This window comes from Amorphus orientalis (genome assembly GCF_030814015.1).
Taxonomy (GTDB): Bacteria; Pseudomonadota; Alphaproteobacteria; order Rhizobiales; family Amorphaceae; genus Amorphus; species Amorphus orientalis.
This window is the reverse complement of record NZ_JAUSUL010000001.1, coordinates 24,768-36,942: the sequence shown is the minus strand read 5'-3', so window position 1 is coordinate 36,942 and position 12,175 is coordinate 24,768. Positions and strand designations below refer to the sequence as shown.

The following is a 12,175-nucleotide window of genomic DNA, read 5'->3' as shown; positions in this document are numbered from 1 at the left end:
GGGTGCGTGCGGCGACGGCGCCGCAGGACGCGCCGGAGCGCCGATACGCCTGGTTTCCGCTCAGGCCGCCTGAGACCGGATCAGGCGGCTCGGGATGCCGGCTGCGGCCAGACGGTCGACCGTGTCGTTCGCCACCGCGGGCGATTGCGTGAGGACAAAAGCGGTGTCGGGGGCCAGGGTGACAGGGTCCACCGGATGCAGTTCGACGACCAGGCCTTCGGGGGCCGCCCGGGCGAACCGGTCGACGACGTCGGGACCGTAGATGCGCCAGTGGCCGTGCTTGTCCTCCCGGGCGCGGCCATATTCGCGGGTCGCCTCGACGCGGGCGGGATCGGGCACGGAGAGAAAGACGAAGCCCTCTTCCCGGACGACCCGGTGCAGCTCGGCAACGGCGGCGATGTCGTCTTCCACGTGTTCCAGAACGTGGTTCACCACGATCACGTCGTAGCAGTCGTCGGGCCGTTCGATCGCCTGGAGATCCAGCTCGGTTTCCGTTCCGAACTCCGAAATTTCATGGGCGACAAACCAGTCGGGCTCCACGACCTTGTCCGGGCTGAACTGGAGGGCGGACAGCGCCGAAAACCGAGCCGGATCGAGCGCCTGGAAAGCCGTACGATAGGCGCGGTGCCGCTCCAGCGACCCGCAGTCGGCGCAGCGCGGCGGCGACCCGTCGGGTGACAGCCTTTCCTTGGGGCCCAATACAAATCGGGTTCCCTGGCAGATGGGACAGACCTGGGTATCCGGTTCACTGATCAATGTTTCGACTTTCGAGGACAGGATCGAAGCTTACAAATACGTAATGCTGCTTGCGCGAGAGGCAAAAAAAAGCGCTTCTAGACATGATTTTTCACGGATGGCCTGTTCCATTTTTCATAAATTGCCGCCATATTCGTACATTCGAATGGAAGCGCACGGCCTCCGCGAACAGGCGGTTGACCGTAGGCGACCGGACTCTGCGGCGGATATGATATCGGCACATATAGGGGTCCGGCTTCGCTTGGAAGTGCTGCTGCTTTCGATTGCCCACCTGACAGACCATTAGCGACCCGCTTATGACACATGCAAAGGGTGACCTAGCTGACGCGCCGAAAGAACTCGGCGAGCTGGAGTCCGTCGCTGCCGTTCTCCGTTCTGTTCTGGGCGGAGCAGGCGCGGGAATTGCTCTTGCCGCGGAAGGTCGTGTCTGGGTCGGTGTGAATGCCGACAATCCGCAAGTCGCCGGCAAAATCGAAGCGGCGCTTGTCCTGAAGCCCGAGGCCCCGGAAGAGGCGGCAGCGGACGGCTCCCTTCTGGTGAGCGACATGCAGCTGACCGATGAGGGCGCTTCGGTCCGGATCGCCGTCGACGGCGATGCGGAGGATGCCGGGAACAGCCTCGAGCGGGCGTTGCCGAGCATCGGCGCCCTCGTACGTCAGGTGGTTGGCAAAGTTCAGGAAATCGGGGCCCTGCAGCGCACCGTTTCGGTGATGACCCGGTTCGAAACGATGTCGCGGACCGGGCGGTGGCAACTGGACCTGGACTCCCGGGCCCTCACCTGGTCCGACGAGGTCTACCGCATCTTCGATCTGAAGCCCGGCGACCCGATCTCGCTGGAACGGGCCTTGAGCTTCTATCCCAAGGAGGCGCAGGCCAACCTCCGCGGCAAGTTCGAGGAAGCCATGCAAACCGGCGCCGGCTTTACGCTGGCGATGCCGGCCGAGACCGCGTCCGGGACGCGCAAGTTCGTCCGCGTGATGGCGGAGCCGGAGCAGGTCGACGGCGGAACCGCCTCCCTGTTCGGTGTCATCCAGGACGTGACGGAAGAAAAGGAAGCCGAGCGCCGGCTGTGGTGGACGGCCAACCACGATCCGCTGACGGGATTGCCGAACCGCATGCTGTTCCAGGATCGCCTCAGCCGGGCAATCGAACACGCAAAACGGTTCGACGAGGAAATCGGGCTCGTCATCTTCGACGTCGACAACTTCAAGATGGTCAACGACGTCTACGGCCACGAGGCCGGCGACCTGCTGCTCAAGCACATCTCCGACGTGCTGCTCGACACCATTCGCGCCACCGATTCCATCGCGCGCCTGGGAGGTGACGAGTTCGCGGTCATCCTCGGCGATCTCAGGGGCGAGGGCGATGTCTATCCGCCACTGGAACGGCTCAGCCAGGCGACGGACTTCAAGTTCGACTATCGCGGCACGGTCATTCCGGTGCGCATGAGCATGGGGGTTGCGTTGTTCCCGACCCACGGCGAGAGCGGCGAGGATCTCTACCGGAACGCCGACATTGCCTTGTTCCGGACCAAAAACAATCACGACCGGCGGATGACGCTTTACGAGTCCCGCTTCGGCTATGAGCTGCAGGCCCGGGACGAGCTGCTACGGGACGTCCGGCAGGCACTCGAGGCCGATCTGATCGTTCCGTTCTACCAGCCGCTGTTCGACCTGGAGACCGGGGCGATCGTCGGTGCGGAAGTTCTCGCGCGCTGGCGACGGGCCGAGGGGACCCTGGAGGCGGCGTCGTTCATCGCCGCCATCAACGACTACGAGACCGCGCCGCTGGTGGGCGCCGGAATCCTTCGCCAGGCTGCCGCCGACATGGCCGCCTACAAGGCGGAGTTCTCCGACTCCGTGCCGTTTTCGCTGAACGTCTCACGCAGTCAGGTGCGCAATCCGGAGTTCGTCGCGCTGGTGGCGGCCAGCCTGAACGACGACGAGATTGGCTTCTCCGATTTCATTCTCGAGATTTCCGAGGACGCCGTCGTCGAACGGGATCACTTCCAGGTCGCGGACAGTCTCGCCGATCTGGCCGAGAAGGGGCTCGGCTTCGCGTTCGACGATTTCGGCAACAGCTTTTCCTCGCTGATCCACATCAACTCCTATTCGGTGCGCCAGGTGAAGATCGACCGGAAGCTGGTCGACGACATCAATATCGATTCCCAGAAGCTCGCGATTGTGGACGGGATTCTGCGGATCTGTTCGTCGCTCGGGATCGATGTGGTCGCCGAATGCGTGGAACGCGAGGATCAGGTGCGCGCGCTTCGCCAGCTCGGCGTCCGGCATGCCCAGGGTAATTTTCTGGCTCGGCCGATGACGTTTTCGGACTTCATCGATCTCAACCGGTCCGGCCTGCGCAGCGGTTACGAGGTGAGCCCGCATCTGCTGTCCCATACGGGCAAGCCGGCCAACCCGAGCTGCTGACGCAAATCCCAGGAAAAGTGGGAACCGGTTTTCCGTCCGGGATTTGCGTTGAAAGAGTAGCGCTCACGCCAACTCGCTTCGCTCGTGGCTCCGCGAGGGCGGCCGTTTTTGGTGTCCCGGTCGCTTCGCTCCGCGCCTCTTGATCGGCCGGCGCGCGGTCGCGCGCTGACCAGCAACGCCAGGAAAAGTGCGTAGTGGTTTTCCGCCCGGGCGTTGCGCAGGAAAAGACAAATCCCAGGAAAAGTGGGAACCGGTTTTCCGTCCGGGATTTGCGCTGGAAAAGACGGATCCCGGGAAAACGGGAGCCGGCGATCCGGTGCCTCTACTCGTCCCGACCGCCGTTCAAGAGCCGGTCGACCTCCGAGAGGCGGGTGCTGACGGCGTCGAGATCCTGGGTCATGGCCATGAGATTGCGCGACAGGCGCTCCTGGAGGTCGCGGGCTGTCTCCGGGTACTCGATCAGGATGCGGCGGAACTGGGCGCGGCCCAGGAGGATCACTTCCGAGGGCGCCGTTGCCACCGCGCGCACGCTGGGGCGGTTCTCCAGAAGCAGCGACACACCGTTGATCATCCCGCCGGGACCGAGCGCGTCGCGGCGCGGGCGGGTGCTGCCGGGATCCGTCACGGCAATGGCGCCGCTGGCCACGACGCCCGCCCCCGGTGCAGCGGAATTCATCTCGAACAGCACCTCGCCCGGACCGAGATGCCGGGTTTCGCTGGAGAAGGCGAGCAGGCGCAGGTGCTCTTCCTCAAGCCCCGCGAGCATGGGTGTCTTGCGCATCACCGCGATGTCGCGGGACAGGCTCATACGGCGCTTGCCTCGCCGCCCGGTTGCGGGACAAGCTTGTAGCCCCCGCCCTCTGTGACCAGCAGCTCGGCGTTTGACGGATCGCGCTCGATCTTCTGGCGGAGCCGGTAGATGTGGGTCTCCAGCGTGTGGGTGGTGACGCCGGAGTTGTAGCCCCAGACCTCGTGCAGCAGTACGTCCCGCGTCACCGAACGCTGGCCGGCCCGGTAGAGATATTTGAGGATCGCGGTTTCCTTTTCGGTCAGCCGCACCTTCGAGCCGCGCTCGTCGACGAGCAGCTTGGCGGCGGGCCGGAAGCTGTAGCGCCCGATCGCGAAAGTCGCGTCCTCGCTCTGCTCGTACTGGCGCAGATGGGCACGGATCCGGGCCAGGAGCACCGCGAACTTGAACGGCTTGGTGACATAGTCGTTGGCACCCGCCTCGAGCCCGAGGATCGTGTCGGAATCCCCCTCTTGGGCGGTCAGCACGATGATCGGCGCCTTGAAGCCGGATTTGCGCAGCAGCTTCACCGCTTCGCGCCCGTCGATGTCGGGCAGGCCGACATCCATCAGGACGACGTCGGCGCGCTCCTCTTTTGCGGTTTCGATTCCCGCAGTAGCGTTGGCGGCCGTGAAAATCTGGAACTCGTCGTAAAGGGCGAGTTGCTCGGCGAGGCCCTCCCGGAGGTCCTCGTCATCGTCGACGATCAGTATCTTGCGGGCGGTCATCGAACGTCCTCTGGTGCGCCGGCATGCCCAACGAATCATCAAGAGAGGCATAGGCCTATGCAAGTCCTAATATGCGAAAGGACAACGTGCGTCGCACAAGTCAAGGCCCGGTAGGGGCACCCGTCGTACCCGGGCTCCGGTCGCGGGCCAGAAAGAAGCGGCCGGCGCAGCCGATCCTGGTGCGTCGGCGTCCCGGAACGACCACCCAGGGACTCCTGTCGGTGGACGGGAGGACCCTTCCGTGCGCCCTCGGCAGCGGCGGACTTGCGGTGCGGAAGCGCGAGGGAGACGGTGCCACGCCGATCGGTCGATTTTGGCTGAAGGCGGCGCTTTTCCGCGCCGACCGGGTGGCCCCGCCGGCGGGCGATCTACCGATCCGCGCGACCCGTGCCGACGACGGCTGGTCCGACGATCCCGGCTCCGCCCTCTACAACCTGTTCGTCCGGCTGCCCCAGACGCTGTCGCACGAACGCTTGATGCGGACCGACCATCTCTATGACGTCGTCGTGATCACCGACCACAACCGGACGCCCAGGGTTCGCCGGCACGGCAGCGCGGTGTTTCTGCATTGCAGCCGGGAAGGGCTGACGCCGACGGCCGGCTGCGTCGCCCTGCCCCGCGAAACCTGGCGGCGGCTGGGGGCACATCTCGTCCGCAACCGGCCGATCGACATCGACGCCGTGGCCCGTCCCGTGCGGCGCCGGCGCGCGCGCCCCTTTTTCCGGCGCACGAGATCGGCCATATAGCCGGGAAACAGGACGCGACCCATGACCGCCTCGATCCCCTTCGTGAAGATGAACGGCCTCGGCAACGACATTCTCGTGGTCGACGGACGGACCGTGCCGACGGGACTGACCGCCGACGCGATCCGCCGGCTTTCTCCACGGGCCGGCGGCATCGGCTTCGATCAGGTGGTCACCCTGGAGCCGGATCCGGCCGGGGCGGACGTGTTCATGCGGATCGCCAACGCCGATGGCGGCGAGGTCGAGGCCTGCGGAAATGCGGCCCGGTGCATCGCCGACCGGCTGTTCGCCGAGACCGGCGCGGCATCCCTGTCGATCAACACGCTCGGCGGCCGCCTGTCGGCCCGCAGGCGGGACGACGGCATCGTGGCGGTTGACATGGGCCACGCCCGCTTCGGCTGGCAGGACATTCCGCTCGCCCGCCCGGTGGACGACACCATGGCGGTCGGCGGGGTCGCCGCGGCGGAGGCCGCAGGCCTCGGTCCGGGATCGGTGGCGAATGTCGGCAATCCCCATATCGTGTACTGGGTCGAGGATCCGGACGCGATCGACCTTGCCCGGCTCGGACCCGAGATCGAGCACGACGCGCTTTTTCCCAACCGTATCAACGCGACGCTCGCTCACGTCGTCGACCGCGCCCGTATCGATGTCCGCGTCTGGGAGCGCGGCGCGGGTCTGACGCGCGCCTGCGGCACCGCGGCCTGCGCCACCGCGGCATTGGCTGCGCACACGGGACGGACCGGACGCCAGGTCACGATCGGCCTGCCGGGCGGCGATCTGGAGATCGCGATCGGCGATGACCGGTCCATCCTGATGGCCGGCCCTGTCGCCACCGATTTCACCGGCGCGCTCGATCCCGTGGCCGGCACCTTCGTTTTCGACGGGACCCCCGAGCCGGCCGCCGCGGGTTGACACGACGCAAGCCGCCGTCGAGACCACTAGTCGAGCCGCTCGCCCATTGCAGTCGGCCGAAACGAGAGATCAGGGTTTGACCGTTCCGACCACAGCCATCGAGGCGCCTGAGAGCGACCCGCCGGCCCGGCCGACCGCCGGTGTCGACGTGGTGACGCTCGGCTGCCGGCTGAACACTCTGGAATCGGAGATGATCCGCCGCGGGGCCGAGGCGGCCGGCCATTCCGATCTGGTCGTGGTGAACACGTGCGCCGTCACCAGCGAGGCCGTGCGTCAGGCGCGCCAGACCGTGCGCCGGCTCCGCCGGGAACGCCCCGGCGCGAAGATCGTGGTGACCGGGTGTGCGGCGCAGACCGAGCCGGAGACGTTCGCGGGGCTCGATGCCGTCGATCTGGTGCTCGGCAACGACGCCAAGACGGAACCGGAGACCTGGCGCGATCTCGCCCGCTTCGGGGTCGATGCCGGCGAGCGGGTGCGCGTCAACGACATCATGAGCGTGCGCGAGACGGCCGGCCATCTGGTCGACGGCCTGGAGGGCCGGGCCCGGGCCTTCGTCCAGGTTCAGAACGGCTGCGACCACCGCTGCACCTTCTGCATCATTCCCTATGGACGCGGCAATTCGCGCTCGGTGCCGATGGGCGCGATCGTCGACCAGGTCCGCCGCCTTACCGACAATGGCTATCGGGAGGTCGTGCTGACCGGCGTCGACCTGACCAGCTACGGCCCGGACCTGCCCGGCACACCGAAGCTCGGCGATCTGGTCCAGCGCATCCTGAAGCTGGTGCCGGATCTGCCACGGCTGCGGCTGTCGTCGATCGATTCCATCGAGGTCGATCCGGCACTGATGGAGGCGATCGCGGGCGAGCCCCGCCTGCTCGGCCACTTTCATCTGTCGCTCCAGGCCGGCGACGACATGATCCTCAAGCGGATGAAGCGCCGGCACCTGCGCGACGATGCGATCCGGTTCTGCGCCGATGTCCGCGCGCTGCGTCCCGACGTGGTGTTCGGCGCCGATCTGATCTCCGGCTTCCCGACCGAAACCGACGCGATGTTCGACAACACCCTGGCGCTGGTCGCCGATTGCGGGCTGACCCATTTGCACGTCTTCCCCTTCTCGCCCCGGCCCGGAACGCCGGCGGCCCGCATGCCCCAGCTGTCCCGCCAGCTGGTGAAGGATCGCGCGGCGCGACTGCGCGCGGAGGGCGAGCGCGCTTTTGCCGCCCACCTGGCGACGGAGATCGGGCGCGTGCGCCAGGTGCTGGTCGAACGCGACGGGCTCGGCCGGACCGAAGGCTTCACTCCGGTCAGCCTGCCCGGTCGGGCGGGCGACCTCATTGCCGCGCGCATGGTTGCGGCCCGGGATGGCGCGCTCGTGGGCGAGCCGATGGCGGAGGCGGCATGAGCAGCGACCAGAAGGGCGGCCTCTGGCGCCGCATGTTCGGCCGGCGCGCCGAGGACCAGGAGCCTGCGCCCGAAACCGAAGCGCCGGAAGATGCGGCAGCCGCGATCGAAACCGAGGATCCGTCCGGGGGCGAGCCTTCCGGGGAAGAGCCGCGCGGCCCCGACCCGGACGACGCGATCGTCGAACCGGTCACGTCCGGCTTCGAGCCCGAGGCAGCGCCCGAGCCGGTGGACGCGGAGCGCGAAGCCCCGGCGGACCCTCCCGCCACGGCTAGCGAAGGCCCGGACCCGATCGAGACGCGCGTCGGCGAGAGCACGGAAGCGGATCCGGACCCCGAGCCCGAAGACGTCCTGACGCCCGCCGAACCGGAAACCAAGGCCGGCTTCTTCCGTCGCCTGATGAGCGGGCTGGACCGGACCTCGTCGTCGCTGACGGAAGGGGTCACCGGCCTCTTCACCAAGCGCAAGCTGGATTCGGAGACGCTGCAGGATCTGGAGGACGTCCTGATCCAGGCGGACCTCGGCGTCGAGACGGCCATGGCCGTGACCGACCGCCTGTCGGAATCGCGTTACCAGAAGGGAATCGAGCCGGACGCCCTGCGCAGGATCCTCGCCGAGGAAGTCGCCCGGGTGCTCGAGCCGGTCGAGAAGCCGTTCGAACTCGATCGGACCAAAAAGCCGTTCGTGGTGCTGGTGGTGGGCGTCAACGGCACCGGCAAGACCACCACCATCGGCAAGATCGCAGCCAAGCTGGTCCGCGACGGGCGAAAGGTGGTGCTTGCCGCCGGCGACACCTTCCGCGCCGCCGCCGTCGAGCAACTCAAGATCTGGGGCGAGCGGACGAAGAGCCACGTGGTCGCCCGGGAGACCGGATCCGATGCGGCCGGCCTCGTCTACGACGCACTCGAGGACGCGGCCGCCGCGGGTGCCGACGCGCTCCTGATCGACACCGCCGGACGTCTGCAGAACCGCACCGAGCTGATGGCCGAGCTGGAGAAGGTCGTCCGCGTCATCAAGAAGAAGGTGCCGGACGCGCCCCACGCCGTGCTTCTGGTGCTTGACGCCACCACCGGGCAGAACGCGCTCAACCAGGTGGAGATCTTTTCCAAGGCGGTGGGCGTGACCGGGCTCGTCATGACCAAGCTGGACGGCACGGCCCGCGGCGGCATCCTGGTGGCGATCTCCGCGCGGCACCAGCTGCCGGTCCATTTCGTCGGCGTTGGCGAGGGGGTCGACGACCTGGCGCCGTTCTCCGCCGACGATTTCGCCACCGCGATCGCCGGCCGGCCCGAGGGCGGCTAGGGCCGTTCCACCCACGCTGATGGGTTCTGGTGGAAACGGCATCCGGCGACCTTCCGACAGAAATCGGCGGTTCGGGCCAGCATGGCGTTGATGCCTGCGTCGGCTTCTTATATGGAAGGGGCTCGCGCGTGATTTGCCGCGTGGCACTTGCGAAGCGCGGGATCTATTTCCGCGCCGGGCACCCGTAGCTCAGCTGGATAGAGCGCTGCCCTCCGAAGGCAGAGGTCATAGGTTCGAATCCTATCGGGTGCGCCATACCCTGACATGTCCGAGACCCGTCCGACCGGCTGCCGCAATTGGCCGGTTCGAGGCCGGTTGCGTGCTTGCAGCGCATGCTGCGTCGCTTCGTCGCTCGTGTCCGGACCTGCAGGGGTGGAGCCGGTGTCTCACCCGTGACGCGCGGCAAAAGCCGGAAATTGGCTTCGGATCAGGAACCTTTCGGATCTGCCGGCGTTGGCCGATGTAATCCGAAAGTCTACGTTGTCCCTGAGTTTCCCTTTCGGTTCACATTTCATAATCGAGCGGTTGACAAATCGGCCTATTTTGCGGCTTTTTCCCGGTGCCGATCCGGCAGCAGCCATAACGCGTATACGTGAGGATCAACCACTTGGGTGAGAGCGACGCGCTCGTCGTAAAAGATCTGTATAAAGTCTTCGGAGATGATCCGAAGGAAGCGATCAAACTGCGCGAGCAGGGCCTCAGCAAAGACGAAATCTTCGAGAAGACGGGTATGGTGCTGGGCGTCAGCGCCGCCAATTTCACTGTCCGCGAAGGCGAAATCTTTGTCGTCATGGGCCTGTCCGGCTCCGGCAAGTCGACGCTGGTGCGGATGCTGAACCGCCTGATCACCCCGTCGGCCGGCCAGATCATCGCCAACGGCAGTGACATCGCCGCGATGTCGGAGACCGAACTGCAGGAGTTCCGCCGCAAGCACATCGCGATGGTGTTCCAGTCCTTCGCGCTCCTGCCGCACCTGACGGTGCTTCAGAACGCCGCCTTCGGTCTGGAGCTGTCGGGCGTCCCCATGGGCCAGCGCAACGAGCGCGCCCGGGCCGCGCTCGCTCAGGTCGGGCTCGCGGCCAACGAGAACAGCTATCCCAACGAACTCTCCGGCGGCATGCAGCAGCGCGTGGGTCTGGCCCGTGCGCTCGCCAACGACCCGACGATCCTGCTCATGGACGAGGCCTTCTCCGCGCTCGATCCGCTGATCCGGAGCGAGATGCAGGACGAACTCCTGACGCTGCAGGCCGAACACCAGCGCACCGTCGTCTTCATTTCCCACGATCTCGACGAGGCGATGCGCATCGGCGACCGGATCGCGATCATGGAGGGCGGCGAGGTCGTTCAGGTCGGGACGCCGGACGAGATCCTCAACAACCCGGCCAACGACTACGTGAAGTCGTTCTTCCGCGGCGTGAACGTCTCCAGCGTCCTGACCGCGCGCGACGTGGCGCGGAAGCGGCAGGTGACGGTGGTCGAGCGCGAAGGCAACCTGCGCAGCGTGCTGCAGCGGATCGCCGACGCGGACCGGGACTTTGCCTACGTCGTCGACAAGAAACAGCATTTCCACGGCGTGGTATCCGTGGCGTCGCTGGAGGCCGAGCTCAAGAAATCCGAGCCGCGGATCCAGAACGCCTTCCTGCCGGAGGTGACGCCGATCGAGGCCGACACCAAGATCGGCTCCATCATCGGCACTGTTGCCCAGGCGCCGTGCGGCCTCCCGGTCGTGGACGACCAGGGGCGCTATCTCGGCGTCCTGTCCCGCGCGCTTCTTCTCGAGGCCCTGGACCAGGAGGGCACCGAAGATGCCTGAACATGCCATGACCAACGACGGCGCCGCCGGCCCGATCGTTCTCGCCCAGGACAGCTCCAATCCGTGGGCTTCCGGTGGCGAGGGGACCGGTTCCGAAGCACCGGCCGGCGCCGGTGGCGGCGACGCGGGCGCGGACGCCGGCTCGAACCCCTGGGGCGGCGGTGGATCCGACACCGGCGGCGGGGCTCCGGCCAGCGATGCGACGCCGGACTGGCTGACCCAGGCCGCCCCGGCCGAAGAGCAGAGCTTCGATATCCTGCATCCGTTCGACCACGCGGTCATTCCGCTGGACGTTTGGGTGGAAAACGTCCTCGACTGGGTCGTCGCCAACCTGCGGCCCGTGTTCCAGGCGATCCGCTGGCCGATCGACGGGGTCCTCTCCGGGGTCGATGCGGCCCTTCTGGGCACGCCCGCGCTGGTGATGCTGATCATCATCGGCCTTCTGGCCTGGCAGGCGGCCGGGCCGCGCCTCGGCATCGGGGCCGTCGTGTCGATGATCTTCGTCGGGCTGATCGGCGCCTGGGAGGAGGCGATGATCACCCTGTCTCTGGTGATCACGGCGGTCTTCTTCTGCACCCTGATCGGCCTGCCGACGGGCATATGGCTCGCCCGCAACGACCGGGCGGCCCGGTCGGTGCGACCGATCCTCGACGCCATGCAGACCACGCCGGCCTTCGTCTATCTCGTTCCCATCGTCATGCTGTTCGGCATCGGCAACGTGCCGGGCGTGGTGGTGACCATCATCTTCGCGCTGGCGCCGATCGTGCGCCTGACCAACCTGGGCATCCGCCAGGTTCCGGTCGATCTGGTGGAGGCGGCCCGCTCGTTCGGCGCGTCCGACCGGCAGCTGCTCTACAAGGTGCAGCTTCCGATCGCCATGCCGACCATCATGGCCGGTCTGAACCAGACGCTCATGCTCGCGCTCTCGATGGTGGTCATCGCGTCCATGATCGCCGTCGGCGGTCTCGGCCAGATGGTGCTGCGTGGCATCGGCCGGCTCGACATGGGGCTGGCGACGATCGGCGGCATCGGCATCGTCATCCTGGCGATCATCATCGACCGGATGACCCAGTCGCTCGGCGTGTCCAAGCGCGACCGCGGCAATCTCGCCTGGCACGACACCGGCCCGGCGGGGCTCGTGAAGCGGCTGGTGCGCAAGGGCGATGCGAACACCGACGCCGCGGGTGCGCCGGAAAAGGCCTGACCTGACACCGTTTCTGCGGACCGGGTGCGCTCGTGCCATACGGGTCGCCTTCCGCCGAACTCGCAGGGCGCGCCTTCCGGGCGCGGCCCTCTCTTTCACC

At 66.9% G+C, this 12,175-nt stretch carries 10 protein-coding genes and 1 tRNA gene; 8 read left to right on the top strand and 3 right to left on the bottom strand.

The window, feature by feature from the left end; translation table 11 throughout:
- Positions 1–60: 60 nt before the first annotated feature.
- Positions 61–699 carry a class I SAM-dependent methyltransferase gene (locus tag J2S73_RS00160; RefSeq protein ID WP_306883397.1) on the bottom strand — a complete coding sequence of 213 codons (639 nt, stop codon included), beginning with the start codon at positions 697–699 and terminating at the stop codon, positions 61–63.
- A 353-nt stretch (positions 700–1,052) separates the two neighbouring features.
- Here J2S73_RS00160 and J2S73_RS00155 point away from each other — a divergent pair, with 353 nt between their 5' ends.
- On the top strand, positions 1,053–3,185 hold the full coding sequence (locus J2S73_RS00155) for a putative bifunctional diguanylate cyclase/phosphodiesterase (RefSeq protein WP_306883396.1): 2,133 nt from the start codon (positions 1,053–1,055) through the stop codon (positions 3,183–3,185).
- A 322-nt stretch (positions 3,186–3,507) separates the two neighbouring features.
- Here J2S73_RS00155 and J2S73_RS00150 read toward each other — a convergent pair whose 3' ends face one another.
- Complete coding sequence (locus J2S73_RS00150; protein WP_306883395.1) at positions 3,508–3,993, bottom strand: Crp/Fnr family transcriptional regulator; 486 nt, start codon at positions 3,991–3,993, stop codon at positions 3,508–3,510.
- Positions 3,990–4,700 (bottom strand): response regulator transcription factor, encoded by a 711-nt coding sequence (locus tag J2S73_RS00145; protein ID WP_306883394.1) that lies wholly within the window; start codon positions 4,698–4,700, stop codon positions 3,990–3,992. The genes J2S73_RS00150 and J2S73_RS00145 overlap by 4 nt, the downstream gene beginning before the upstream one ends.
- A gap of 221 nt (positions 4,701–4,921) precedes the next feature.
- Here J2S73_RS00145 and J2S73_RS00140 point away from each other — a divergent pair, with 221 nt between their 5' ends.
- The 7 genes from J2S73_RS00140 to proW all read left to right on the top strand — a co-directional run bounded on the left by J2S73_RS00140 (position 4,922) and on the right by proW (position 12,075).
- Entirely contained in the window at positions 4,922–5,446 is a 525-nt protein-coding gene (locus tag J2S73_RS00140) for a L,D-transpeptidase family protein (protein WP_306883393.1), read from the top strand.
- Positions 5,447–5,467: 21 nt separating this feature from the next.
- Positions 5,468–6,355 carry a diaminopimelate epimerase gene (gene dapF, locus J2S73_RS00135; RefSeq protein ID WP_306883392.1) on the top strand — a complete coding sequence of 296 codons (888 nt, stop codon included), beginning with the start codon at positions 5,468–5,470 and terminating at the stop codon, positions 6,353–6,355.
- A gap of 190 nt (positions 6,356–6,545) precedes the next feature.
- Positions 6,546–7,757 (top strand): tRNA (N(6)-L-threonylcarbamoyladenosine(37)-C(2))-methylthiotransferase MtaB, encoded by a 1,212-nt coding sequence (gene mtaB / locus J2S73_RS00130; protein ID WP_370874397.1) that lies wholly within the window; start codon positions 6,546–6,548, stop codon positions 7,755–7,757.
- Positions 7,754–9,058, top strand: a complete 1,305-nt coding sequence (gene ftsY, locus J2S73_RS00125) for a signal recognition particle-docking protein FtsY (RefSeq protein WP_306883391.1) — start codon at positions 7,754–7,756, stop codon at positions 9,056–9,058. Before mtaB ends, ftsY begins: the two co-directional genes overlap by 4 nt.
- Positions 9,059–9,236: 178 nt before the next feature.
- Positions 9,237–9,313 (top strand) — tRNA-Arg (locus tag J2S73_RS00120).
- A gap of 352 nt (positions 9,314–9,665) precedes the next feature.
- On the top strand, positions 9,666–10,871 hold the full coding sequence (proV, locus tag J2S73_RS00115; protein WP_306883390.1) for a glycine betaine/L-proline ABC transporter ATP-binding protein ProV: 1,206 nt from the start codon (positions 9,666–9,668) through the stop codon (positions 10,869–10,871).
- A complete protein-coding gene (gene proW, locus J2S73_RS00110; protein ID WP_306883389.1) occupies positions 10,864–12,075 on the top strand; it encodes a glycine betaine/L-proline ABC transporter permease ProW in 1,212 nt (403 codons plus the stop codon). Before proV ends, proW begins: the two co-directional genes overlap by 8 nt.
- Positions 12,076–12,175: the final 100 nt, after the last annotated feature.

What these genes read in the sequence shown, in the direction of transcription:
- J2S73_RS00150 (WP_306883395.1), bottom strand. Translation starts at nt 3,993, where the DNA reads ATGAGCCTGTCCCGCGACATCGCGGTGATGCGCAAGACACCCATGCTC.
- dapF (WP_306883392.1), top strand. Translation starts at nt 5,468, where the DNA reads ATGACCGCCTCGATCCCCTTCGTGAAGATGAACGGCCTCGGCAACGAC.
- J2S73_RS00155 (WP_306883396.1), top strand. Translation starts at nt 1,053, where the DNA reads ATGACACATGCAAAGGGTGACCTAGCTGACGCGCCGAAAGAACTCGGC.
- J2S73_RS00145 (WP_306883394.1), bottom strand. Translation starts at nt 4,700, where the DNA reads ATGACCGCCCGCAAGATACTGATCGTCGACGATGACGAGGACCTCCGG.
- ftsY (WP_306883391.1), top strand. Translation starts at nt 7,754, where the DNA reads ATGAGCAGCGACCAGAAGGGCGGCCTCTGGCGCCGCATGTTCGGCCGG.
- mtaB (WP_370874397.1), top strand. Translation starts at nt 6,546, where the DNA reads ATGATCCGCCGCGGGGCCGAGGCGGCCGGCCATTCCGATCTGGTCGTG.
- proW (WP_306883389.1), top strand. Translation starts at nt 10,864, where the DNA reads ATGCCTGAACATGCCATGACCAACGACGGCGCCGCCGGCCCGATCGTT.